Source organism: Streptomyces sp. NPDC057565, assembly GCF_042801455.1.
Classification (GTDB): Bacteria; Actinomycetota; Actinomycetes; order Streptomycetales; family Streptomycetaceae; genus Streptomyces; species Streptomyces yanii.
Genome location: NZ_JBHVFU010000012.1, coordinates 155641 through 180920, shown reverse-complemented (window position 1 = coordinate 180920; position 25280 = coordinate 155641). Strand labels below are relative to the sequence as shown.

Genomic DNA, 25280 nt, shown 5'->3' with positions numbered 1-25280 from the left:
CGCGGATGGACGGGGCCGGGATGCGGGGCCGGATCCGCACGACCCGGCCCGCGCGCCCGTCACTGGTTCGCCAGCACCTGATCCACCTGCTTCTCGGCGTCCGAGAGGAGCTTGTCGATGTCCGCGTTCTTGTTGGTCAGGACACCGGACATGGCGTTGTCGAGGATCTTGTAGATCTCCTGGGCCTTCGGCGGCTCGGCCTTGCCCGTGACCGGGTTGTCCATGAAGGTCTTGAAGTTCTCTACCGGCATGGTGGCGTTGGCGACGCGCTCCGCGTCGTCCTTCGCTTTGGTGGCTCCGAGGAAGAAGTTCGGCTGCGGCAGTCCGACGGGCAGCTGGTCGGCCTTGGTGCGGGCCCAGTCGAACTGGCCCTTGCCCTGCGTGAGGTTCTTGAAGTTGAGCCAGGCGACGGCGGCCTTGATCCGGTCCGGCGAACTACCCTTCTTGATCATGTAGTTGTTGCCGCCGAAGAGGGTTCCCTGGGCGCCGGGGATCGGACCCATGCCGAAGTTCTCGTACTTGGCGCCGAGTTGCTGGACCATGTACGTGATGTCGTCGGGTGCGGCGAGGAACATGCCGAGCTTGTCGCTGGCTATCTGCTTCTGCAGATCCCCCCACTTCAGCAGCTGGGTCTGGCCCATGCTGTTGTCCTCCCAGCGCATGTCGTGCAGCTGCTGCAGGACCTGCTTGCCCGTGGCGTCGTTGAAGGCGGCCTTTTTGCCGGTGGAGTCGACCACGTCGCCGCCGAGGGCGTACTGGGTGGCGGTGAAGTGCCAGCCGCCGGTGTTGCCCGCGCTGTACTCGCCGTAGCCTGCGACGCCCTTGCCGAGTGAGGCGATCTTCTTGGCGGCCGCCCTGACCTCGTCCCAGGTGGCCGGCGGCTTGTCCGGGTCGAGACCGGCCTGCGTGAACAGCTTCCGGTTGATCATCAGGCCCATGGTGTAGTTGCTGGTCGGCAGGGCGTACAGCTTGCCGTCCTTGCGTGCCACGTCGAGCACCTGCGGCTGGATGTCCTTGAGTGCGGGGACCGTCCTGTTGTTGACGTAGGCGGAGATGTCCGCCGCCCCGTCGTTGTCCAGCACCTGTTCCAGGTCGGTGAAGTACGCGTAGAAGACGTCGGGCTGCGACTTCGCCTTGAGCATGGCGGTGAAGCGCGGCGGCTCCAGGCACTGCCCGGGGGTGGACTTTCCGTGGATCGTGACGTTCGGGTACTTCTTGTTGAACGTCTTGATGTCCTCGTTCCACTCCCGCAGCTCCGCCGCTTTCGCGGCCGGTGGCATGCAGTCGATCGAGAGCGTCACCTTCGTCTTCGGGTCCAGGGGGGCCGACGGGTCGGACGAACCGCCGCCGGTACCACCGCCGTTGTCGTTGCCGCTGCTGCTCGTACCGCAGGAGGCGAGGGCGGTCAGGGTGAGGGCGGTGACGAGGGCGGCCGCGGAGGTGCGGCGTGTACGGCGATGACGGCGGAACCCAGCACTTCTCATCGTTGGTCCCCTTCGGGCAGGAGCACGGAAGGCCCGCGGCCGGCTCTCTGCCGGGGCGCGGCACACTCAACCACCGCCCCCATGACAGCGCAATATCTCGCGCAGATTTCGTAAATGATTGACAGTGGAACGCATGCGACGTGCGCATCGACGGCTGTGCACAGCCCGAAGCGCAGCCCTGTCCATCGAACGGGCGCCCCTCGCTTGTCAGGGACGGCGCCTGCAGCCGCCGTACCCGGCAGACTCACAGCACGCGCGGCGCCGGAGCGCACCACGCAGATCGACAGATGGCGTCGCACATGGCGCAATGGATGTGCGGGAGAGTGAAAGGACTGTGCACCGCACAGCAGCAAGCGGGGCCCGCGAATGCGGACCCCGCCGGTCGAGCTGCTTCAGCGGATCGGGGTCAGAGCCCCGCGGTGTAGAGGAGCCGGTTCGGCGAACCCGCGCCCAGGGACGACAGGACGTTCTTGGTCGACTGGTCGACGAGCCAGCGAGTGAGGTCGTTCGGCGTGGCGGCCGGCTTCCCCTGCTTGTAGAGAGCGGCGACCCCGGCAACATGGGGGCTGGCCATCGAGGTTCCGCTCATGGCCACGGAACCACCGCCGAGCTTGGCCGAGACGATCGCCGAGCCGGGGGCGTACATCTCCACACAGCGGCCGTAGTTGCTGAAGCTGGTCTGCCGGTCCTGACCGTCGCTGGCCGCGACCGTGACCACCTGTGCCGCGCGCGCCGGGGAGACGGTGCAGGCGTCCGACGAACTGTTCCCCGCCGCGACGACAGGTACGGTCCCCCGGGTCACAATGGCGTTGACGGCGTCGTCGATCGCAGCGGACCCGGGGCCGCCGAGGGAGGCGTTCAGGACCGCCGGCTGCTTGGCATGCCCGGCCACCCAGTCGAATCCGGCCAGGAGCCCGGCCGCGGTCCCACTCCCCTTGCAGTTGAGAACGCGCACGGCGACAAGGGACACCGATCGGGCGACTCCATAGGTGGCACCGCCGATCGTGCCCGCCACATGCGTGCCGTGGCCATGGCAGTCCTGACCGGCGTGACCATCGCCGAGGGCATCGAATCCGACGACTGCGCGGCCCCCGAACTCACTGTTCCCGGTGTCGATTCCGGTGTCGACGACGTACGCCGTGACGCCCCTGCCGGTGGCCGTCACCTTGTACTCGTGGTCGAGCGGAAGCTTCCGCTGGTCGATCCGGTCCAGTCCCCAACTCGCCGCCGTGACCGCGGAGCGCGACGGCACGGCGGCGGACGCCGTGGGCGGCTCGCTCACCGTGACCACGGAGTTCTCCTCGACCGCCGCCACATCGGGTGACGAACGGACCGTGGCCAGCTGAGCGGGGCTGAGCACAGCGGCGAAACCGCGCAGCACACTGTTGTACGTGAAGAGAGGCTTCACGCCGAACTGCTCCACGGCGGAGGTCGCCGAGTACTCGGGCTGGAGGGTGACGATGTACTGCCCCGGAACGGCCCGCGCGGAACGTTCCACCACGACGCCGTCGTCACCCGGAACGGCGGCGACGGCGTAAGCACTGCTGATCAGCGGTACGAGCATCAGCAGGGCAACCGACGCCCATCGTGTACGCAAACGCATGCATGACTCCTGGAATGCCTGGATCGAGCGCGAACAAGAGCGGACACCTGTCCTTCGTCCGGGAGCCGCTGCCGCCTTGAGCGTGATCATCCGGACAGCGCAACAGGTCGCGTCCGCACCCGAACGAGCCGGTGCATGCGGGACGTGGCCGCCGGGCCGGTCGGTCAGCCCTGTGCGACCCACCGGTACATGACGTCGGGTTCCTTCTCCTCGTTGCGGCTGCCGTCGTTGAAGTCGACGGCGGCGAACCGATGCCACTCGTAGAAGGCCCGGGCCTCGGTGTTGCGCTGGAAGACGTGCAGGGTGAGCTCCGCCGGGGAGATCTCGCGGGCTTTCGCCAGGAGCAGCGAGCCGATGCCGCGGCGCCGTACGTCGGGCCGCAGATAGAGGTGTTCGAGCTCGGTGCCGTCGACGGAGGCGAAGCCCAGCACCTCACCGCTCACCGCCTCGGCGACCCAGACCTCCGTTTCGGGCAGGACGACGTGCGTCATCCAGGCGAGTGTGTCCTCATCGCTGTGGACCTTCGGGAGATACGGCATGGACCGCGCGCGGGACGCGAGAAAGACCCCGGTGAGGGGGGCCGCGTCCTCGGCGGTGGCCCTCCGCAGCAGTACGGGGTCGGCCGGCGCGGAATGGTTGGGTGTCATCTTGTCTCTCCCTGTCGCAACAGCGCTCGTCGCGCCTCCCGGCGCGACGAGCTGCTCACATCGTGGACGAATCTATGCCGGGTCCTGTCGAGGTCTCCATAGAATTGGCGCTGCTCCACGCGCCGATGACGCTCCCTCACGGCGTTCGCCAGTGATTGGAGATGATCCGACCGGTGCATCAGCCCATCGAGTTCGACCCGGTGGACGGCGCCCGGGGCATGCTGCCCTCCTGGCCTGCCGGAATACCTGCTCTGTGGATCGTGGACGCGGTGCGGCACGGTGATCCGGCCGAGCGGCTCGCGCCCGGAATTCTCGACGCCGGGGAACAGCGGCGTGCCGGGAGATTCGTCGCTCCGGCCGACCGGCGCTGCTATGTCGCGGCCCATGTGGCGCTGCGGATACTGCTCGGGGCCCGGCTGGGTGTCGAACCGCGCGAGGTGCGGCTGGTCCGCGAGCCGTGCCCGTCCTGCGGCGGTCCGCACGGCCGTCCGGCGACCGACGGCGGGGTGCATTTCTCCCTGTCGCACAGCCGGGACCTGTCGCTGCTGGCGTTCGCCACCGCACCGGTCGGGGTGGACGTGGAGGTCGTACCGAACGACAGGGCCGCCGCGGACGTCGGGGCGATGCTGCATCCGGCGGAGGTACGGGAGCTGGCGGAACTCCGCGCGGAGGACAGGCCCGTCGCCTTCGCCCGGGCGTGGACCCGCAAAGAGGCGTATCTGAAGGGCGAAGGGATCGGGCTCGCACGCGAGCTCTCGCTGGACCATCTGGGCACCGGGCCCGTGCCGGAGCCCGGTCCCCCGGGCTGGACCGTCACCGACGTGCTGGTCCCCGCCGGGTACGCCGCCGCCGTGGCGGTGCGTACGGCGGGGCAGCCACCGGTCCACGTCGGCCACCGGGGAAACTGATCCGGCGGGCAGATCGCAACGACCGACCGATACGGAGGAGTGGGCAGATGCCGCACGAACGAGCCGGACAGCAGGCACGTCCGGAGGACCTGACCGATGTGGCCCGGCTGGTGACGGCGTATTACACGTTGCATCCCGATCCGGCCGAGCCGGACCAGCGGGTGGCGTTCGGCACCTCGGGTCACCGCGGGACGTCGACGGCCACGGCGTTCAACGAGGACCACATCGCCGCGACCAGTCAGGCCATCAGCGAGTACCGGGCGCAGCAGGGCACGGACGGCCCGCTGTTCCTCGGATCCGACACCCACGCGCTGTCCGAGCCCGCACGGGTCACCGCGATCGAGGTGTTCGCCGCCAATGACGTGACTGTGCTGATCGACTCCGCCGACGGCTACACCCCCACCCCGGCGGTGTCGCACGCCATCCTCACCCACAACCGGGGCCGTACCTCGGGTCTTGCCGACGGCGTGGTGGTCACTCCGTCGCACAACCCGCCGGGCGACGGCGGATTCAAGTACAACCCCCCGAACGGCGGCCCGGCCGGGTCCGAGGCGACCGGCTGGATCCAGGAGCGGGCCAACGAGATCATCGCGGCCGGCATGAAGGACGTAAGGAGGCTGCCGTACGTCCGCGCGCTGGCGGCGCCGACCACCTCCACGTACGACTTCCTCGGCACCTACGTCGCGGACCTGCCGTCCGTGCTCGACCTCGATGCGATCCGCGCGGCCGGGGTGCGGATCGGCGCGGATCCTCTGGGCGGCGCGTCGGTCGCGTACTGGGGACGTATCGCCGAGCAGCACCGGCTCGATCTGACCGTCGTCAATCCGCTGACCGACCCCACCTGGCGGTTCATGACGCTGGACTGGGACGGCAGGATCCGGATGGACTGCTCCTCGCCGTACGCGATGGCGTCGCTGATCGGTCAACGGGACCGGTATCGGATCGCGACGGGGAACGACGCCGATGCGGACCGGCACGGCATCGTGACCCCGGACGGCGGGCTGATGAACCCGAACCACTATCTGGCCGTCGCCATCAACTACCTGTACGCACACCGTAACCAGTGGCCGGACGCGGCGGGCGTCGGCAAGACCCTGGTCTCGTCGGGGATGATCGACCGGGTCGCCGCCGATCTCGGTCGGCAGCTGGTCGAGGTCCCGGTCGGCTTCAAGTGGTTCGTGGACGGTCTGGTCGACGGGTCGCTCGGATTCGGCGGCGAGGAGTCCGCCGGGGCGTCGTTCCTGCGCCGTGACGGATCGGTGTGGACGACCGACAAGGACGGCATCATTCTGGCGCTGCTCGCCTCGGAGATCCTCGCGGTGACCGGGGAGTCGCCGTCCGAGCACTATGCCGGGCTCACCGCCCGCTTCGGCGAGCCCGCGTACGCCCGCATCGATGCCCCCGCGAACCGTGAGCAGAAGGCGGTACTCGCCAAGCTCTCGCCGGAGCAGGTCACGGCCGACACGCTGGCCGGCGAACCGGTCACGGCGGTGCTCACCTCGGCTCCCGGCAACGGCGCACCGATCGGCGGCATCAAGGTGACCACGGAGAACGCCTGGTTCGCCGCCCGCCCCTCGGGCACCGAGGACGTCTACAAGATCTACGCGGAGTCGTTCCTCGGGTCCGATCACCTCGACCAGGTGCAGGACGAGGCCAAGGCCGTGGTCTCGGCGGCACTGGGCGCCTGAGCGGTCGAAGGGCCGCCTCCCGCGCGACGCCCGGGCGTCGTGCGGGAGGCGGCTTCGTGGTCAGCGGACGATGTCCACGAACACCGGGTTGGTGTAGAACCACGTGTCGAGCCACGGGTTTCCCTGCCCCGGCTCGTGCGGCAGCGGACCGTGCGGGTCGACCGACGCGCCGAGGAAGCCCGTCCCGTGGCGCTTGCCGTCGCTGCCGCGCAGACGCAGGTAGAACGGCTCGTCCGCGCGTCCGGCCGGGAGGTTCAAGGTGTACGTGCCGCGGCGTCCTGAGACGTCGGCGGTGTGGGCGACCCGGGTGTCCGGAGCGTGCCAGTCGTCGCGGTCGGCGACCGGGCCCCTGACCGCGCCGCGGATCACGTCGACGTGCTCCAGCTGCGGGAGCACACCGTACGGGTTGCGGCGCGACGCTGCCGTCACCGTGACGGTCAGCGTGAGCCGCTCGCCGCGCCGGGCGCGCAACCGGCCGCCGAGCGTCGCGCTGTTGCCGTGTTCGCCGCGCACCTTGACGTCGATGCCGTCGAGAAGGTGCCCGTGGTCGACCCAGACCCGGCCGGCCCGCAAACCCTCCATCACATGGCGGTAGCCGTACCGGGTGACGCCGACATGCGTACGGCTGAACTGCCCCGGCCAGAAGTCGCCGCCGGGCTGCGGCTCCGTGGTGTCGTACGGGTCGGGAACGTGCCCGGTGTTGTCGAAGTTCTCGCCGGGCGGCCAGGCGCCGTTGACCCAGGTGTCCTGGGCGACCCGGTGGACGTCGGAGTTCGAGGTGATCGTGAAGAGCTTGCCCTCGGCCAGCATCGCGTCCCAGAGGCCGCCGACCGTCGCGGTCGCCCAGTCGAAGCCGCCGTACGTGACGTATGCCTCGCGCGGATAGCCGGGCCAGGAATCGGCGGACGGCGCATTGGTGTACTCGCCGCGGATGTTGGTGTCCGGGTGCCAGCCCGGGATCGCGCCGGCCTGGGCGCCCGGGGCGCCCTCCATGCCGATCATGATTCCGGGTGCGGCGTCACGCCAGCCGCGCATCTCGTGGGGGGAGTCGATCCCCAGACGCATCGGATGGTTGGCGAGGACGAGTACGTCGTCGACGTATCCGGTACGGCGCTGCTCGGCCAGCCACCTGAGGGCCTTTACCGCGTGCGCCTCGTTCCGCGGGGTGTCGGGGTGGTCCGCGGCGCCGGCGGTGTAGCCGAGCAGCTTGCCGTCAAATGCCTTCTCGAACCTCGTGAGGAGCTCGACCTCGTGCCGTCCGGGCGGGGAGAAGACGGTGCAGTGTTCGGCGCCCGGGATGTACCACTCCAGCCCCTGGAAGATGAGCATGCGCTTGTTGTCGGCGCGTGCCCTGAGGATCTCCCGGTGCTCCAGCGCGGCACCGAACTCGACGTGGCCGATGTTGCTGTGCTCGGTGAAGACCATCCAGTCCAGACCGAACCTCTGCCCTGCGGATGCGAGTTGGGAGAACGTGTACTTGGCGTCATGGCTGTACACGGAGTGGTTGTGGTGGTCCCCGACCAGATAGACCAGGTCGGGGGCGCGATCGTTCCCCTCGGCGGCCGGGGTCGCGGCGCGGGCGGGCGACGCAAGCGACGCGGCGGCGAAAGCCGCACCGAACAGGCCCGCGCGGCGTATCAGACCGCGGCGGCTGAACCCCTGGGCGTCGAGCGTCTCTGCGGGAACCTGGGGGTCGGCCCATTCGGGCACGGGGCGGTACATGCGGGAAGTTCTCCTTCGTCGTGGACGGCACCGGGCCGGGGCCCCAGGGCCGTCCCGGGCAGGATTGCCTGGTTCCGGAACCCGGCGGTGAACCCGGACTGAAGGACCGGGGTCGCCGCCATGACCCGTCGGCGGCCGACGCACCCGGCCGCACCTCGCCCTCTTCGCCGGCCACGCCGCCGAGGTCCGGGGGTCAGGATCATGCCCGCCCGCAGTTACGCCAGGAAGGCGCGGAGCACCCCGGCCATAATGGAGGAGTGCCCGCGGCGGGCGATGGCCGTCACTCCAGGGGCATCAGGCCGCTCGCGCGATGCCCTCCGAGGCACAGAGGCGGTGATCGACGCATGTGCGCACGCGCGCGGCACGGCGAACAGCCTCCGGGGTTGTCCGCAGCGGACCGTTACGGCGAGGCCGTGTTCCGGCCCGATCAGGTCGGCGAGGACGACCGCATCGACCTCGGCGCGCTCGCGTACGACGACATGACGATGGCCCGCCTGCGGAACCTGGGGGTCGGGCCGGGCTGGAACTGCCTCGACGTAGGAGCCGGCACCGGCACCATCGCCCGGCGGCTGCTGCGCGAAGCGGGTGTCGCGACCGTGCTCGCCGTCGACCGCGACGTACGCTTCCTCACCGCCCGCCCCTTCCCCGGGCTCGGTGTCCTGGAGGCCGACATCAGCGCCCCGGGGTTCGACCCCGGCCGATTCCAGCTGGTACACGCCCGATTCGTCCTGATGCATCTGCCCTCGCGGCAACGCCTGATCGCCGACCTGGGCGAACTTCTGGTTCCCGGCGGGGTGCTCGTCCTCAGCGACGCCGTCGACCTGACCACCGCGACTGCGCCCACGACGCCGTACACCCGGGTCATGCAGGCCATGTGGCAGGGGCTGCATGACACCATCGGCACCGACGTCTCGTGGGTCCCCGACTACCCAAATCTGCTGCGCGCCACGGGGCTTGTGTCCGTCGCCGCCGAGATCCAGGTACCGCCCCTGATCCCCGGAAGCCCCATCAGCCGCTTCTGGGCCGGGACATGGGACCGGGCGAGGGAGGCGATCCTGGCCACCGGGCTGGTGGACGACGCGGCGGTCGACGCGGCGGTCCGGTATCTCGACTCACCCGAATGCGCCGCACTGTCGCCGGGAATGATCACGGCCTGGGGACGGCGGCCGGAGGAGGCCCCGCCATGACGGCCGCTGCCGGCCCTGCGGAGCCTGAGTGCGTCCGGGAGTGGCACACCGGATGCGAGTAGATGTTCGTGACGTTCACCCACGGCACCGAGGTTCCGGGGATCCTGCCCGGCGTCGCGTCGAGACCGTCCCGTCGGCATCGCGGTCGTCGCTGTCATGTCCTTCGACGGACACCCTTCATTAAGGGTTCGCTTATATAAGCGAACGATGGCATAGTTGGGCGTGTGCATGCCTTCGATGTTCTTGGGGACCCGGTCAGGCGCCGAATATTGGAACTACTCACATCGGGCGAAAAGGCATCGGGTGAGGTCAGTGCCGTGATCCGCGAGGAGTTCGGGATCTCGCAGCCGGCCGTGTCGCAGCATCTGCGGGTACTGCGGGAGAGCGGGTTCGCGTCCGTGCGGGCGGAGGGGACTCGGCGGTTGTACGCCGTCGAGACCGGGCCGCTGCGGGAGGTGGACGCATGGCTGGAGAGGTTCCGGGGGTTCTGGGAGCAGCGGCTCGACGCGCTGGGGACGGAGATCGCGCGGGGAAGGCGCGAGCGCAGGCTGAGCGAGGGAGCGAGCAGGGATGAGTGAGATCGTCGAGGAGATCAACCGGCTGCACCGGGAGGTCGGCGGGCGGCAGGTCGAGGCGAGTGAGGCTCGCACGGTGCTGTTGCGGCGCAGCTACGACGCCGAGGTTGCCGATGTGTGGGACGCGGTGACGTCACCCGAGCGGATCGGGCGGTGGTTCCTGCCGGTGAGCGGGGAGTTCAAGGTCGGCGGGCAGTACCAGCTGGAGGGGAACGCCGGAGGCGAGATCCTTGAGTGCGTCGCGCCGGAGCGGTTGCGGGTGACCTGGCTGTTCGGGCCGGATCCCGGGTTCAGCGAGGTCGAGGTGCGGCTCACGCCGGAGGGCGAGGGACGGACGGTGTTCGAGCTGGAGCATGTGGCCGTGGTTCCGGAGGAGTTCTGGGGGCAGTTCGGGCCAGGGGCGGTCGGGGTCGGCTGGGACCTGATGCTCCTGGGGCTCGGGAGGCACCTCGCGGGCGGCGGGATCAGCAAGGCGGACGCCGCGGCCTGGCAGACGTCGCCCGAGGCGAAGGAGTTCATGACGCGGTCGGGCCAGGAGTGGGGCACCGCGTATGCCGCCTCGGGCGCGGACGCGGGGGTCGTGGCGGCCACGACGGCAGCGACGATCGGGTTCTACACGGGCGGGTAGGCGGGGCCACTCCCACACACCTCGCGGTGCGATCTCGGCCGCGGCCCGGCTCTGCGCTCCCCTCGGGCTGTGGACGGACCGCGGAGACCGCTTCCTCGATCAAGAGGGCAACGCGGTCTCCGCCGGGGGCAGAGCTCCCGGCACCATGGCCGGGTTTCCGCCGTCGCTGCACTCCACCTCCCACAGTTCGGCGCCGTAGTCGCCGCCATCGGAATCCGTCCGACAGGGCGGGCGCACCGCTGGGGGACCACGGTGCGTGGCACAGCTCGGCGGGCGACGTCGCCGGTCGGATCAGGTGCCGCCACCAGCGAACCGGGGCCGCCCATCGGGAACCCCCTCGCGGCGGCAGAGGCCTCACCGACGCCGCCCAGGAAGCACTGCTCCTCCTGGCGACGGATGGCGTCACCACGATGGATCGTCATGTACGTGTGCCATCAAGCCATTCTGTGCCGACGTGATCCGGCGGGGAACGATGCATCGGGATCTGCTCCGGTGAGGTCGAGGCGGGCACCATGAGGCGGGTCCGCTTCAGTGATCGTCACCCGGGTCGGCGACGGGTCTCCTTCCCTGCCGGGTCGACGGCCTGTCCGCGCCGGCTCTCCGAGCGAAAGCGTGCGCCGGCAGCGTGGCCGCTGGGCATCGCACCACGACGGCCGGGAGATCGGGCCCGGTCAGGCCTGGGGAGATGCGCGCCGGCCCCCGTGAGCCCGCCATGTTCCGGCAGAGCGCCCCGACGTGGACCTATGAGCATATATCCGCACCAATAGATAGAATTCGACCATGTCAGAGAGGCCTGTCGCGTCGACTGCGCCCGAGCTCATTCTCGAAACCGATGCAGGACCCACGGTGATGAGTCCGAGCCGGGACTACCACGTCGGCCGCGACCCGCTGAGCGACATCGTCATCGACGATGTCCGGGTCTCGTGGCACCACGCGGTGCTCCGGCCCGTGGCCGACCACTGGTCCCTGGAGGACGAGAACAGCACGAACGGTACGTTCACCGACGGCAGGCGCATCCATGAGTCGGGCGTAGGACCCGGCAGCGTCATCCGGTTCGGTCATCCCGCGGACGGGCCGTGCGCCGTTCTGGTCGGTCAGGAACCCCCGGCCCCCGCTCTGCATCCGGCGGACCGCCCGTCCACCGTCTCCATGCCCGCCGCCACCGTTACGTTCCGGCAGCCGACCACTGTGCGACCGCGGCCCGTCCATACCGTACGCATCGGCCGCAGCGCCGACAACGACCTCGTCGTCGACGACCTGACCGTCTCGCACCGGCACGCCGAACTGCGGGCGCATCCGGACGGCACATACGAGATCGTCGACCTCGGCTCGCACAACGGGACGTATCTCAACGGCCAACTGGTCCGACGCGCCCCGGTCGCCGCCGGTGACATCGTCGGTATCGGTCACTCCGAGTTCTCCCTCGTCGGCGACGTGCTGCAGGAGTTCGTCGACACCGGTGAGGTCTCGCTCGATGTACAGGACCTGGCGGTCACCGTGGACCGGGGCCGCAAGATGTTGCTCGAACAGGTCTCCTTCCCGGTGGGCGAGAAGTGCCTGCTCGGCGTGGTGGGTCCGAGCGGCTCGGGCAAGTCCACCCTGCTCAACGCACTGACCGGCCTCCGCCCGGCCGATGAGGGCAGCGTCCTCTACGACGGCCGCGACCTCTACCACGACTACGCCGAGCTGCGCCATCGCATCGGGCTCGTCCCGCAGGACGACATCCTGCACTCCCAGCTGACCGTGCGCCGCGCCCTCGGGTACGCCGCCGAGCTCCGCTTCCCGCACGACGCAGCCCCGTCCGAACGCCGGGCCAGGGTCACCGAAGTGATCCGGGAGCTGGGTCTGGAAAAGCGGTCGGAACAGTCGATCCACAGCCTCTCCGGCGGCCAGCGCAAACGCGTCAGCGTCGCACTGGAGCTGCTGACGAAGCCGTCGCTGCTCTTCCTCGACGAGCCGACCTCGGGGCTCGACCCCGGTATGGACCGCTCGGTCATGCATATGCTCCGGGGGCTCGCCGACGACGGGCGTACGGTCATCGTCGTCACGCACAGTGTGCTCAGCCTCGACGTCTGCGACCGGCTGCTGGTTCTCGCCCCCGGCGGGAAGACCGCCTACTTCGGGCCCCCGGAAGACGCACTCGCCTTCCTCGGATTCGAGCAGTGGCCGGAGGCGTTCGAGGCATTCGAGCACGACCGGGGCCGGGATTGGTCGGCGGAGTACCGCGCCTCCCCGTTCCACCAGCAGTACATCGCGAACTCCACCGCGCAGCCCCGACTGCCGCACGCCGCGGTCCCCTCGGTCGCACCACCGCCGAAGACCCGGAGCTGGGGCGCTCAGCTGTGGACGCTCGTGCGCCGGTACGCCGCCGCGCTGAGCGCCGACCGGACCTTCCTGGCCATCATGATCGCTCTGCCGTTCGTGATGGGCGCGATGACCCGGGCCCTGGCCGGCAGCCGGCTGACCCAGGACACGGCGATCAACGCGCTGCTCATCCTCTGTGTGGGCGGCGTGCTGACCGGCGCCGCCAATGCCGTACGGGAACTGATCAAGGAACGGGCGATCTACCAGCGGGAGCGGGCCGTCGGGCTGTCCAGATCGGCGTATCTGATGTCCAAAGTGGTGGTCCTCGGCACCGTTACGGTCCTGCAGGCGGTGGTTCTGACCCTGGTCGGTCTGGTGGGCGTCGATCTGAACGCCCCGGGCGGCAAAGGTGTTCTCCTGCCGCCGCTGGCCGAAGTCACACTGGCCATGGCCCTGTTGTCGTTCACTGCGATGATGCTCGGTCTGCTCGTCTCCGCGCTGGTGCGCAAGGAGGAGGTCACCATGCCGCTGCTGGTGCTCCTCGCCATCGTCCAGGTCGTGTTCTGCGGTGCGCTGCTGAAACTGCACGGGGTGCCCGGGCTGGAGCAAGTGGCGTGGCTGGTGCCGTCCCGCTGGGCGATCGCGGCGATGGGCGGGACCATCGGGCTCGCCAGGATCGTGCCGGGAAGGGTGAGCGCGGATCCGCTGTTCGAGCACTCCGCGGGGGCGTGGCTGCTGAACATGGGGATGCTGGTGGTGCTGTCGGTCGTCTTCGGACTGGTGGTGGCGCGGCTGCTTCGTCGGCACGAACCCGTCATCATGCGGAAGTAGCGGAGGCGGGAGCCGTGGCGACACCCGATTTCCGCCCCACACACGTGGTCCCCCCGGACGGGATGTCCGCCTGGGAGGCACCCGACGTGACCCGGCCCACCGAGCCGCTCGACCCGCTGCTTCCCGTCCAGCTGGTCGGTCGGCGGGGTGACTGGGGGCAGATCCTCTGCGCCAACGGCTGGTCGGCATGGGTCGACGGCCGACTGCTCGTCTCCGTCCCCCACGGCCCGCCGGAGTCCGGACAGCCACTCGCGCGCACCGCGGACCCCCGGCCGCTGATGGCGCGGGTCCAGGAGTCGCTGACCCAGTACCGGCGCGCCGCGGAGGAGCTGGCCGAGGGCCGGATCGACGGGGAGACCTTCCGCCGCCGGACCCAGGGGCTGCGGGTGGGCATGGTCGTCGACAGCGAGGCGATGTGGCTGTACGACGCCGAGCACGAACGCTGGGTGTACTGCGACGGCACACAGCTGAGCACGTACGCGGCCTCGGGCGGTCCCGGTCGGCCGAGCGGTGCCCCCACGGACCTTGGAGCGGGCGAGGCACACACACGGGAGCCCGAGCCGACGCAGATCGTCGACCCCGCGCAGGTGGCCCCGTACCGCCCGGCGGATCCCGCCGATACCGAGCCGACCCAGCTCCTGCGGCCCGGCGACCGGTCCGGGGCGGACACCGCGCATCCACCCACCCGGACGGGTGACGCATGACCTCCCCCGATCCCGCGCCGGGCGCCCCGCACTCCCCCGACCCCCGGCAGGACACGGCACTGCCCGTGGGCCGCCCGTCCGATCTGCTCGGCAGACGGATCGCCGGTTACCAGGTGGAGAGGGAGATCGGCCGCGGCGGCATGGCCGTCGTGTACCGGGCCAGGGATCTGCGACTGGACCGCACCGTCGCCCTCAAGCTGCTCGCCCCCGAACTCGCCCGCAACGACACCTTCCGCAAGCGGTTCACCCACGAGTCACGGGTGGCCGCCGCGATCGATCACCCGCATATCGTGCCGGTCTTCGAGGCCGGGGAGACCGAGGGCATCCTCTACATCGCGATGCGTTACGTCGCCGGGCAGGACCTGCGTGCCCTCATCGACCGTCAGGGGCCGCTCCCGATGGCGGTGGCGGTCCGGATCGCCACACAGGTGGCGTCCGCGCTCGATGCCGCCCACGACCACGATCTGGTGCACCGGGACGTCAAACCCGGCAACATACTGGTCGCGGCGGGCACGGACAGCGACCACCCGGAGCATGTGTACCTCACGGACTTCGGGCTGACGAAGAAGTCCCTGTCGCTGACCGGGTTCACCTCGGTGGGCCAGTTCGTCGGCACGCTCGACTATGTGGCGCCAGAACAGATCTCCGGCCGCCCGGTGGACGGCCGATGCGATGTCTACAGCCTGGCCTGTGTCGTGTACGAGACGATGGCCGGTGCGCCGCCCTTCCAGCGCGACGACGACATGGCACTGCTGTGGGCCCATCAGTTCGACCCGCCGCCACCGCTGACCGGCCGGCGCCCCGATCTCCCGGCCACCGTCGACGACGTACTGGCGAAGGCCCTGGCCAAGAACCCGGACGACCGGTACGACTCGTGTCTGCACTTCGTGGCGGCACTGCGCGGTGCGGCCCGGGGCGCAGTGCAGGAGAACCATCCGCCGACGCAGGTGGATGTGCGGATCGGTGCCCGGGCCACGGGGGCGGGGGCCGAACCGCCGCCCGCGCCGCCACGGTGGGCCCTCCCCGTGTTCCCCGGGCTGGTACGGGAGGCGAAGTCCGTAACCGCAACCGCCTCAGCCGTCCGCCGGGACCTCTCCCCGCCGGCGGATCCCTGAGGCGAACAGGCTTCCGAGGAAGCCGGTGACCAGCCCCCACGCGACGGCGACGACGAGCGCGGATCCCAGTCGCGGGCGCAGCGTCACCTCGCCGCCGAGACCGCCTCCGAGGTCCCCGATGCCCAGCAGTGACAGGCCGTAGTGCACCGAGGACCCGGCGACGAGACAGATGGTCAGCACGGTGAGGAGGAGCGCCACCGCCATGTGTACGGCGTGCTGCCAAGGCCGCATCCAGCCGGGCGAGCGGAGCGCCATGAGAAAGGCGGCGGCCAGGGTCAGCACGGCGGCGGCGACGACCAGCCACCAGGCCCGACCGTCGTGGTCGGCGAGCGTGGAGACGCTGAGGGTGGACAGGTCCGGCGTACGCAGAACCGAGTCCAGCACCTGTGGCATGGGCAGCCCGAACGGCCCGTCCACCCTGCCCTCCCAGGACGCCCCCAGCCCGAGCGTGTACGCGAGCCAGACGAGGTTCGGCAGCCCCAGGAGGATCACGGCGAACGTCTCGGCGGGGTGGCCCCTGGTCACCACGACGACGAGTCCGACGATCACGCCCAGGACGACGTACACGAGCAGCAGCGCGACCATTGCGTACGCGGCCGGGCGCACCGACTCCTGGAAGCGCAGCAGACGGGCCGGGAGCGGGGCGCCGCGCGACACGACGAGAGCCAGGACGAGGACGCCCACCAGCCAGAGCAGGCCGAGGAGCAGGGTGAGCGGGACGTCGGTCGTGAATCCGACCTTCGGCGAGGCGCCCAGCAGGTCACCGATGACATCCCGGGTCAGATCCTGGACAGGGACGTCGAAGCTCTGGCGGGCCAGGAACGACAGGCCGAGCAGGACCAGCGCCCACAGCACCGCCACCCGGGCGGCCCAGCCGGCCAGTTCGCGTGCACCCGCGACCGCCCGGTGGCGCAGGGGCCGCAGAAAGCCGGCGGCGATGACCAGGGCCCCGGCCAGAGTCACGGACAGCGGAAGCACCGAGAATTCCGCATGGGTCCTGGCCAGTTCCCCGACATTTCCCGACAGGGAGACGGAGCCGCCCGCCGCCATCACCACGACGGCCGCGACGACACGCGCGAACGCGCCCGCGGGGAGACCGGTCGCACCTGCCGCCCAGAGGCCGAGGGCCGCGGTGACGGCCATGACCACGAGTCCGGCGAGCACCGCCAGGAGAGCTTCACCCCAGCCGTGCGCGGCACGCGGCGCTCCGCTTCGGTCGATGGCTCCCTGGTGGCTCACGCTGCCACGCTAGGCAGGAGCGCGGCCATCCGCCCCCTGGGAGGGCCCGACGGCGTCAGCTTGCGGGCCGCGCGAGTACCCGGCACACAATGGGCGGGTACCGGAAGAAACTGGGACTGATCCCTCCGTCGGGAAGAAGAGCCCGTGAGTGCCCAACCGCCGTCGTCCGGCCGCCCGACAGGCCCCCCTTCCGGCCCGCTCTCGGGCCCCTCGAAGCCGGGTTCCGTGCCGCCACCGCCCGATGTCCCGTCGGGCGGTGGCGGTGGCCGTGGCGGCTCCGCCGGTGGGCCGCCCGTCCCGGGCGGACCCGGTGGTCCTGGCCGTCCCTGGTGGCGTTCCGTGCCGACGATGGCGTCGATCGGCGCCGCCCTCGTGGCCGCGGTGATCCTGACCGTCGTGCTCACCCGCCCCGACGGCGGTTCGGTGGCGGCCGGTGAGGTGTTCCTGCAGCCGGCGGGGTCGGCCGGGCAGGATCCGTTCACCGCCTCGACGGCGCGCACCAGCGCCCCGGCGACGCCGACCCCGGTGCCCAACCCGTCGGAGACCCGGGCCAACGTCACGCAGGGTGTGGACGGAGCGACCCCCGGTCTGTACGGCGGCACCCGCAAGGTCTCCAGCTGCGACGTGGAGAAACAGATCACCGCGCTGACAGCCGATCCGGACAAGAACAAGGCCTTCGCCTCCGTCCTGGGCATCGATCCGTCGGGCGTCCCCGACTACCTGCGGGCGCTGACCCCCGTCCAGTTGCGGATGGACACCCGGGTGACCAACCACGGGTACCGGAACGGCGCCCCCACCAGCTACCAGGCGGTGCTCCAGGCGGGCACGGCCGTTCTCGTCGACGACCACGGTGTACCGCGAGTGCGCTGCGCGTGCGGGAATCCGCTGCTCCCGCCGGTCGCGGTGAAGGGCACCACACGGCTGAAGGGCGACGCCTGGCCCGGATTCAGTTCCTCGCACGTCGTGGTGGTGAAACCCGCGGCCCAGGTGGTGGACGAGTTCATCATGTTCGACCCGAAGTCCGGGAACTGGATCGCCCGAAAGGCGGGTGACACCGGTGGCAGCGACAAGAAGACCGAGCCGCCCGCCGAGCGCACACCGCAACCCTGCCCGTCCACCGGCCCCTGCCCGTCGGCTTCGGCGTCCTCGAAGTCCCCGTCATCGAAGTCGCCGGCGTCCGAGTCCCCGTCCTCGCACCCGCCCGCATCCGAGTCGCCGTCGCCCGAGTCGCCGAATTCGCCGTCCCCGCGTTCCCCGGAGCCGACGGCGCCGCCACCGCCCGTCACCGAGTCGCCCGCGTCCCGGCCGGCCCCGGAGCCGGCGAACACGGAGTCCCTGACACCGCAGTCCTCCGCGGCGTCCTCCGCACCCGGAAAGGCGTCCGAGGTCGGCTCCGCGTGAGGGCTGCGAATGGGTTGCCTGCCTTGCCGGGGCTCCCGACTACGCCCTGTGGAGACCTCCGCCTTGCCGTGCCCGGCACCGGACACCACGGGCTTACCGAACAAGATGCGAAAGCGACTGCCTGAGGGCTGTCCCGGCACTGAAAGGGCGGACAGTCGCTGTAGCCCGTGGGCTCCGGCAGTGGTACGACGGGGCGCGGCGTCGGCAGCAGCGCCACGGCCTCCTCGACCCGGCCCAGCTACACCAGCAGCGGGCCGAGAGTCCGTCGGTGGTCCAGGCGGTCCGCGTCCAGGAGGGCGACAGCCTCCTTCGGGCGCCCGGCGTCGGCCAACAGGCCGGCCAGGCTCTCCACCTCGTACGGACTCCCGCCCTCGGGGTGCGCCTGGGCCTCCTCGACCGCCTCGTCGAGCTGTCCGCAGGCGGCCAGGAGCGGCCCCGCAGCCGGAACAGCTCCCACTCCTCCTTGCCCCGCCGGGCCTTGAGGGCGTCCAGGTGGGCGAGGCCCTCCTCGGCGCGGCCCTCGGAGGTGAACAGCCCGCACAGCGAGTCGACGACCCAGTCCTCGGCGCTGTCCAGCGCGCGCATCACCTCGATGGCCTCGGCGCCCCGCCCGTGCCGGGCCGCATGCGACCCGCCCCCTCTGGGAGGCCGTGAAACGGTGCTCAGCCAACAGGGCGTGTGGTCCTGACGTCATCTCCTGAATCGACACGGACGCGCAGACCGCCCGGGCGTAGGCTTCGCTCAGCATGAACGCAGCGGGGGGCAGAGCGCATGACAGCTGAGTCAACACAGAGGTGGGGGTCGACCCTCGATTCGGTCGTGGTGTACGCACAGGGCGCGGTCTGCCGACGCCTGGCCCGGGGCAGCGTGTCGCCGGACGGCCGGGTGCGGGTGACAGGACTGCCCCGCTCGCTGGACCCGGGCTCGCTGCGGACCCGTGTCCTGGGCGCCCCCGGGGTGCGCGTCACCGAGGCCCGGGTGGAAGTCGAGGCCGAGCCGCTCGGCACGGGCACGCCCGACGAGTTGCAGCGCGAGGTCGAGCGGCTGAGCGACGAGTACGCGGCGGCGCAGGGACGCCGGGACCGGCAGCTGAGCCTGATCGAGGAGGTCAGGGCTCTCCACCCGGTCCCACCAGCCCGCAGGCGCGAAGATCCGCACCGCCGCACCCCGGTCGACGCGTGGCTGGAGCTCGCCGACTTCGTCGACGAGCGGCTGACGGGACTGCACAACCGCCTCGTCGAGCTGGAGGAGGCGCTGCGCAGCGTCGAGCACGAGCTCACCGTCGCCGCCGACAGGCTCGCCCGCGCCTCCACCGACGCGCCGTCAGCGCACGTGGCGACCACGGTCTGCGCGGTACTGACCCTCGACGGCACCGGTGAGGCGGAGGCGGAGGTGGAGCTGGAGCTGGAATACGGGGTGCCGGGCACCGTCTGGGTGCCGACCTACCGTCTCACTCACCGTCAGGGCGACGGCAGCGGCCGTCTGGTGCTGCGCGCCTCGGTCGCCCAGCGGACCGGCGAGGACTGGACCGGCGTACGCATCGCCGTGGCCACCGCCGATCATCGGCGCCGCACCGACCTGCCGAGGCTCCGCTCGATCCGGATCGGACGCAGTCAGCCCGCCCCCGCGCCTTCTGGCTGGCGCGAGCCCCCGGCCGGGCTCGTCGACCTGTTCTCCGGGTACGACGCGGCAGGTCCTGGCCCAGCCACGACCGCCGCACCCGCGGCCGTCCGGGCCGGCTCCGCGCCCATGGGTGCCGCGGGCGGCTCCGCGTCCGGTCCCGTTCCGCCGCCGCCTCCCCCGCCGCCGGCACCGCAGAGCTACGGCGGTCCGCCGGCCGCGGTCTCGGTGCCCGGCGGCGCAGACGGCGCTCCCCCAGAAGTCTTCGGCGGCGGGATGCCGGCCGTTGCGCAGCCGGCCGGGTCGCGACCGGGCGACAGGCCGCGTACCGGCGGCAGGTCCTTCGCGGGTTCCCCCGCCGCCATGGCGCCCGCGGCTCCTGGCCGGGCTGCGCCGCCACCCCCTCCGGCACCGGTAGCCGGTCCGCCGCAGCCGAGCGGCGCCGAGCTCGACTATGTCGGCCTTGTCCTGTGCGGCCCCGACGAGCAGGGCGGTCGGAGAGGCCGGCTGTTTCCCGACTCTCCCTTCGACCCGGTGGCGGCCGAGTACCGCCGCCGCGCCGAAGCGGTGGCCGCGCTGCCATTGCCCGGACAGGCCGTGCGGCCCCGCGAGTCGGCGGGTTCCTTCGACCACCGCTTCGATGCCACCGCCCGCGCCGACATTCCGTCGGACGGCACTTGGCACACCGTCACCATCGGCGAGATCCCGGTCGGCCTGCGTACCGAGTACCTCTGCGTTCCGTCCGTCGAGCAGGCCGTGTACGCGACGTTGGTGCTCTCCAACGCCACCGACCAGGCACTGCTGGCCGGCCCGATGGAGGTCACCGTCGACGACGACTTCCTGCTGACCGCCGCACTGCCCACGCTTGCCCCCGGCGGTGTCCGCCGGGTGGGGCTCGGGCCGGCCGAGGGCATCCGGGTCATCCACCATACGAGCCTGCGCGAGTCGACTTCGGGCTTGCGCAACAACACCACCGTGCTCGACCACCGAGTCCACGTGGAGTTGGCCAACGGGCTCGCGAGGCCCGTCACCGTGGAAGTCCGCGAGCGGGTGCCGGTCACCTCCGATCCGGACGTCCGGATCGAGGAACGGGCCGACTGGACGGCACCCGAGGAAGGCGTGGGGCCCGATCGACATGCGCCGGGCACCCGCGTCTGGCGACTGGACCTGCCCGCAGGCGCCACTGCCGCCTTCGACGGCGGCTACGAGATCCGCATCCCGACCGGCAAGGCCCTCGTCGGCGGCAACCGCAGGAGCTGACACACGCCATGTCCACGGCCCCGAAGCCGATCGCCCTCCCCGTCACCGCTGTCACCTGCCTCGAGGATCGCGCCCACATCGAGCGCGCCGTCGTGCTCGACCTGGAGGCCGGGATCCAACGGCTGCGTCTCGGGCCGGTCAGTGCGCTGGCCGTCGACCGGACCCTCCATGCCGAGTTGACCGCCGATCACCCCGCGAGCGTGCTCGACGTGCGGATCGTCCGCAGCTGGACGCCGCGCGGACCGCTGCCGTTCACCGACGACGACTCCGCCCTGCGCCACCGCGTACACACCCTCGAAGAGGAGCGACTGGACCTGGGGCGGCGACGCGACCGGCTGCATGCCCGCCTCGACTTGCTCGGCCGCCTCGCCGTCGATCTGCTGCGCGAGATCGGCGAAGGCGCCGGCTCCGGGGAGACCGAACGGCCCCGCTGGGCCCGCGAACTGGACCGGGTGGACGACGAGCGCGACGCGCACGGCGAGCAACTCCGCGCCGTGGAAGCCCGGCTGGCCTCCCTCGCTGTCGAACTCGGGGAAGCCCAGCGGGCCATGCATCTCTCCGAGGAGGAGCCCGCCGAGCTGGTCGGTCACATCGAGTTGACCGTGGAGGCCACGGTCGCCGGGCCGGTCGAACTGCGCCTGAGCCACCTCACCCCGTGTGCGCTGTGGCGGCCCGCCTACCGGGCCGTGCTCGACGGGGCCTCCCTGACACTGGAGACCGACGCGATGGTCTGGCAGCGCACCGGTGAGGACTGGTCGGACGTACGGCTGACATTGTCGACGGCCCGCTCGGCGCTGGCCACCGATCCGCCATGGCTGGGCGAGGACCGGCTGACACTCAAGGACCGCTCCGCAGCGGAGCGCCGCACGGTCGATGTCGAGCTGCGCGAGGAGGAGACCGGGGCCCTCGGCCCGGCCCCGGTGCTCGGCCTGCCGGGGGTGGACGACGGCGGCGAGGCGCGGGTGTTGAGATCCCCCGCACCGGTCTCGGTGCCCGGTGACGGCCGCGCCCACCGAGTGCCGCTGTCCGCATTCACCACGGCCGCTCCCAGTGAGTACGTCTGCTCACCGGAGTTGTCCCCCCTGGTCACCCAGGTGGTGCGGTTCGACAATCTGTCCGGCCACGCGCTGCTCGCCGGGCCCGTGGACCTGGTCCGGGGCAGCGGATTCAGCGGCCGCGGCACGCTGGACTTCACTGCCCCCGGCGCCCCCGTTGAGCTGGCCTTCGGCAGCTGCGACGACTACAGCGTCGTCCGGCACGCCGAGGAGTCCCGCGACTCCGCCGGTATCACCCAGCGGACCGTGGTCACCCGCACGGTCCGGCTGCACCTGTCCCGGTTCTCCGCCCCCGGGGAGCACGGCGAGCGGGTGGTCGTCCTTCGGGAGCGGATCCCGGTCTCCGAGGTCTCGGCGGTGGAGGTACGCCTGCACAAGGATTCATGCTCCCCGGCGCCCGACGTGGTCGACGCCGAGGGCATCGCCCGCTGGGACGTCACCCTCCCGCCCGGCAGCCGCCGCACGGTCACCCTGGTCTACGAGCTGTCGGCGAGCGCCAAAGTCACCGGGCTCTGAGTTCGGTGGGCCGCTGAACGACTGCTGGTGCAGGCCTGATCCTGGCCCCCGCTCCCAGCCGGGGGCCGTCTCGCACACCCGAAGGAGGACCGCACCGTCCGACAGCGTGCGGGAGCCGGCGCGCCACCATCCGAGCCGCCGGTGTCGGTGTGGACGCTGACGACACCGCGGTCCAGTGCCTCGGCCTGCCGGGCGGTCGTGACCTGCGAGGTCTGGCCGACGGCGACCAGTCCGGTGAGGGCGAGCACACCGGCCGCGAGCGCGGTGAACAGGGTGTGCGACCGGGTTGCGCGGCGTCTGCGGGCGGCTCGGGGATGCGGATGGGCCACGGCAGGCACCTTCGGGGCCGGGGCGGATGTCGTCACGTCAGTTCCCGTCGGAAGCAGAAAGGTTGCCGCACCTTCCGCCGGAGGGTGTGCCGACGACCCTGTTCCGCATTCACCCGTCTGCCACATATCGGTGGCCGGGCGCGCGGGCAGCGCGGACGCTGATCCCATACGTGTCGATGCACAGAGACCAGCAGAGCGCGATCGGGGTGCAACCGTGTCGGACGCAGGTCCCACCGTCCCCGCGCCGATGCCGCCCGACGCCATGGAGACCGCGCTCCTCGAGAGACTGTTCACCCAGTCGTCGGTGGGCCTCCATGTGCTCGATCCGCAGCTGCGGCTGGTGCGCATCAACTCCCTGTCCGACCCTGCCCACGCCCAGCGGCTTGTCGGGCGTCCCTTCTCCGACGCGTACCACCTCGAACGGCCCGACGAGGCCAGGGCGGTGCTGCAACGAGTGCTGGACACCGGCGCGCCCGTGCGCGACCGCCTCATCCGGGGCCGCCTCCAGGACACGCCCGGTCCGGATCGCAGTCTCATGGTCTCCGTCTACCGCCTCGACGACGTACAGGGGCAGACCCTCGGCCTGCTCGCCTCGGTCGTCGATGTCACCGAACGTGAGAAGGCCCGCGCACGGTCCGCGACCCTGGCCGGTGTGCTCAAGGAGGTGGGCCGGTCCCTCGATGTGGCGACCACCTGCGAGGCGCTCGTCGACGCGGTCGTACCGGGGTTCGCCGACTTCGCCGTGGTCGAGGTGGTGGACGACGTGCTGCGCGGTGCGGATCCTCGGGTGGGCCCGTTGGGGCTCGAAGTGCCGTTGCGGCGGGCAGCGCTGCGAGGTGCCGACGACACCGGTCCCCAGGACGGTCTCGTCGGCGACACACGCAGGCTGCCCGTCCGTACCCCGTTCGCCCTGGCGGTGTCCGACCTGCGGCCCCGTCGGATCCAGCTCGACGCGGACACTCCATGGCTGGTCGCGGATCCCGAGAGCGCCCGGCTGATCCGGGCGATCGGGGCCCATTCGCTGATCGTTGCCCCGCTGAAGCTGCGTGGCGCCGTCCTCGGCCTGGTGAGCCTGTACCGCCGCGGCGGGTCGGAGCCGTACGACGAGTACGACGTCACTCTCGCGCTGACCGCGGTCGCCCATGTCGCACTGAGCATCGACAACGCGCGCCGGTTCGAGCGCGACCACGTGATCGCATCGACGGTGCAGCGGCGGCTGCTGCCGCAGCACGAGAGCAGCCATGTCGCCGTCGACACCGCCCATGTCCTCCTTCCCGGGCGCAACAGCGGCTGCTGGTTCGACACCATCGGCCTGTCCGGCGCCCGCACCGCAATGGTTGTCGGCAATGTCGCGGGGCACGGTCTCCAGACGGCCGTCACCATGGGACAGTTGCGTACGGTCATCCATGCGCTGGCCGGTCTCGACCTGGAACCCGACGAGGTCCTGGCCCGGCTGAACGACACGGCCGGCCGCCTGGCCCAGGAGCGTGCCGCACTGCCCCCCGGCGACTCCCTGCACCAGGAATCCCTGACGGCGACGTGTCTGTACGCGGTCTACGACCCGTTCACGCGCCGCTGCACGATCGCGTTGGCGGGGCATCCCGAACCGATCGTCATCGGCCCCGACGGCAGCACGCCGCCCTTCGACGTGCCCGAGGGGCCCGCCCTCTTCTCTGCCGACAGCGCCCCGTTCGCCACTGCCACCCTTCAGCTGGAAGAGGGCAGCGTCCTGGCGCTCGGCACCCGCGCTCTGCTGCCCGACGCCGAGAGCGCCGCGAGGGTCCGGGAGGTGCTCGTGCACCCCGGACGCGGCCTGCAGGAGCTGTGCGACGACGTCGTCTACAGCCTGCCGGCCGGCAGCCACCCCGACGGCGCCGCCCTGCTCCTCGCCCGGACCGGCACCGTGCCACCCGACCACGTCGCCACGTGGGAGCTGGCCCACGCCCGAACGACCCCCGCCATCGCCCGTACGCTCGTGCGCGACCGGCTCGACGGCTGGGACCTCGACGAAGAGACGGTCTACGCCACCGAACTGATCGTCAGCGAGCTGGTCACCAACGCCGTCCGCTACGGCACCCCGCCGCTGCACCTGCGGCTCATCCGGGACCGCTCGCTGACCTGCGAGGTCCACGACAGCAGTCCAGTGGCCCCGCACCTGCGCCACGCCCACACCGTCGACGAAGGCGGACGCGGGCTCTTCATCGTCTCCCAGCTCGCCACCCACTGGGGCACCCGATACGGCCGGACCGGCAAGGCGCTCTGGGCCGAACAGGAGATCGCGCGCCCAGATTGACGAGTGCACCCTCCGCTCGCCCGTGCTGCATCGCGGCGCTCGTGCGCCCGCTCGCTCCGATCGTCGGGCAGGCGACGGGCTCGCGCCGCGGGCGGCATCCGTCGCAGGGGCCCGTGAACCGCTGCCCACGACTCAGGCGGCGCACCGCGGCCGGATGGGCCGAGGTGCGCA

At 71.2% G+C, this 25280-nt stretch carries 18 protein-coding genes; 12 read left to right on the top strand and 6 right to left on the bottom strand.

Annotation, left to right across the window (positions count from 1 at the left end; translation table 11 throughout):
- Window positions 1–59 precede the first annotated feature (59 nt).
- The 3 genes from ACFU8W_RS23085 to ACFU8W_RS23075 form a co-directional block, all read right to left on the bottom strand.
- The gene (locus ACFU8W_RS23085) at window positions 60–1484 is read right to left on the bottom strand and encodes an extracellular solute-binding protein (protein WP_384040169.1); all 1425 of its coding nucleotides are present in this window, start codon (window positions 1482–1484) and stop codon (window positions 60–62) included.
- 406 nt (window positions 1485–1890) lie between these two features.
- The gene (locus tag ACFU8W_RS23080; protein ID WP_384040166.1) at window positions 1891–3087 is read right to left on the bottom strand and encodes a S8 family peptidase; all 1197 of its coding nucleotides are present in this window, start codon (window positions 3085–3087) and stop codon (window positions 1891–1893) included.
- A gap of 164 nt (window positions 3088–3251) precedes the next feature.
- Window positions 3252–3734 (bottom strand): GNAT family N-acetyltransferase, encoded by a 483-nt coding sequence (locus tag ACFU8W_RS23075; RefSeq protein ID WP_384040163.1) that lies wholly within the window; start codon window positions 3732–3734, stop codon window positions 3252–3254.
- A gap of 173 nt (window positions 3735–3907) precedes the next feature.
- On the opposite strand from ACFU8W_RS23075, the gene ACFU8W_RS23070 reads away from it, so the two are divergent.
- Together ACFU8W_RS23070 and pgm are read left to right on the top strand one after the other, a co-directional pair.
- Window positions 3908–4642, top strand: a complete 735-nt coding sequence (locus tag ACFU8W_RS23070; protein WP_384040160.1) for a 4'-phosphopantetheinyl transferase family protein — start codon at window positions 3908–3910, stop codon at window positions 4640–4642.
- 47 nt (window positions 4643–4689) lie between these two features.
- Window positions 4690–6330: a phosphoglucomutase (alpha-D-glucose-1,6-bisphosphate-dependent) gene (gene pgm, locus ACFU8W_RS23065; RefSeq protein ID WP_384040157.1), complete on the top strand. Its 1641-nt coding sequence runs from the start codon at window positions 4690–4692 to the stop codon at window positions 6328–6330.
- Between the two features lie 60 nt (window positions 6331–6390).
- Here pgm and ACFU8W_RS23060 read toward each other — a convergent pair whose 3' ends face one another.
- On the bottom strand, window positions 6391–8052 hold the full coding sequence (locus ACFU8W_RS23060; protein WP_384040154.1) for a PHP domain-containing protein: 1662 nt from the start codon (window positions 8050–8052) through the stop codon (window positions 6391–6393).
- Window positions 8053–8396: 344 nt separating this feature from the next.
- On the opposite strand from ACFU8W_RS23060, the gene ACFU8W_RS23055 reads away from it, so the two are divergent.
- The 6 genes from ACFU8W_RS23055 (at window position 8397) to ACFU8W_RS23030 (ending at window position 15396) form a co-directional block, all read left to right on the top strand.
- Window positions 8397–9239, top strand: a complete 843-nt coding sequence (locus ACFU8W_RS23055) for a class I SAM-dependent methyltransferase (RefSeq protein WP_384040151.1) — start codon at window positions 8397–8399, stop codon at window positions 9237–9239.
- A 224-nt stretch (window positions 9240–9463) separates the two neighbouring features.
- On the top strand, window positions 9464–9817 hold the full coding sequence (locus ACFU8W_RS23050) for a metalloregulator ArsR/SmtB family transcription factor (protein ID WP_345510836.1): 354 nt from the start codon (window positions 9464–9466) through the stop codon (window positions 9815–9817).
- A complete protein-coding gene (locus tag ACFU8W_RS23045) occupies window positions 9810–10442 on the top strand; it encodes an SRPBCC family protein (RefSeq protein ID WP_384040147.1) in 633 nt (210 codons plus the stop codon). Before ACFU8W_RS23050 ends, ACFU8W_RS23045 begins: the two co-directional genes overlap by 8 nt.
- 780 nt (window positions 10443–11222) lie before the next feature.
- Entirely contained in the window at window positions 11223–13577 is a 2355-nt protein-coding gene (locus tag ACFU8W_RS23040) for an FHA domain-containing protein (RefSeq protein WP_384040144.1), read from the top strand.
- Between the two features lie 14 nt (window positions 13578–13591).
- Window positions 13592–14281: a hypothetical protein gene (locus ACFU8W_RS23035; protein ID WP_384040142.1), complete on the top strand. Its 690-nt coding sequence runs from the start codon at window positions 13592–13594 to the stop codon at window positions 14279–14281.
- Window positions 14278–15396, top strand: coding sequence for a serine/threonine-protein kinase (locus ACFU8W_RS23030; RefSeq protein ID WP_384040139.1), 1119 nt, complete (start codon window positions 14278–14280; stop codon window positions 15394–15396). Before ACFU8W_RS23035 ends, ACFU8W_RS23030 begins: the two co-directional genes overlap by 4 nt.
- Here ACFU8W_RS23030 and ACFU8W_RS23025 read toward each other — a convergent pair.
- Complete coding sequence (locus ACFU8W_RS23025) at window positions 15355–16635, bottom strand: streptophobe family protein (RefSeq protein WP_384040136.1); 1281 nt, start codon at window positions 16633–16635, stop codon at window positions 15355–15357. The two genes, ACFU8W_RS23030 and ACFU8W_RS23025, sit on opposite strands and share 42 nt — an antisense overlap.
- Before the next feature lie 144 nt (window positions 16636–16779).
- Here ACFU8W_RS23025 and ACFU8W_RS23020 point away from each other — a divergent pair, with 144 nt between their 5' ends.
- Window positions 16780–18036, top strand: coding sequence for a DUF6777 domain-containing protein (locus ACFU8W_RS23020; protein ID WP_384040133.1), 1257 nt, complete (start codon window positions 16780–16782; stop codon window positions 18034–18036).
- Between the two features lie 238 nt (window positions 18037–18274).
- Here ACFU8W_RS23020 and ACFU8W_RS23015 read toward each other — a convergent pair whose 3' ends face one another.
- Entirely contained in the window at window positions 18275–18493 is a 219-nt protein-coding gene (locus tag ACFU8W_RS23015; protein ID WP_384040130.1) for a hypothetical protein, read from the bottom strand.
- A 314-nt stretch (window positions 18494–18807) separates the two neighbouring features.
- On the opposite strand from ACFU8W_RS23015, the gene ACFU8W_RS23010 reads away from it, so the two are divergent.
- The 3 genes from ACFU8W_RS23010 (at window position 18808) to ACFU8W_RS23000 (ending at window position 25109) form a co-directional block, all read left to right on the top strand.
- Window positions 18808–20916, top strand: a complete 2109-nt coding sequence (locus ACFU8W_RS23010) for a DUF4139 domain-containing protein (protein ID WP_384040127.1) — start codon at window positions 18808–18810, stop codon at window positions 20914–20916.
- Between the two features lie 8 nt (window positions 20917–20924).
- Window positions 20925–22487 (top strand): DUF4139 domain-containing protein, encoded by a 1563-nt coding sequence (locus ACFU8W_RS23005; protein WP_384040124.1) that lies wholly within the window; start codon window positions 20925–20927, stop codon window positions 22485–22487.
- A 543-nt stretch (window positions 22488–23030) separates the two neighbouring features.
- Window positions 23031–25109, top strand: a complete 2079-nt coding sequence (locus ACFU8W_RS23000; RefSeq protein ID WP_384040121.1) for a SpoIIE family protein phosphatase — start codon at window positions 23031–23033, stop codon at window positions 25107–25109.
- Window positions 25110–25280 lie beyond the last annotated feature (171 nt).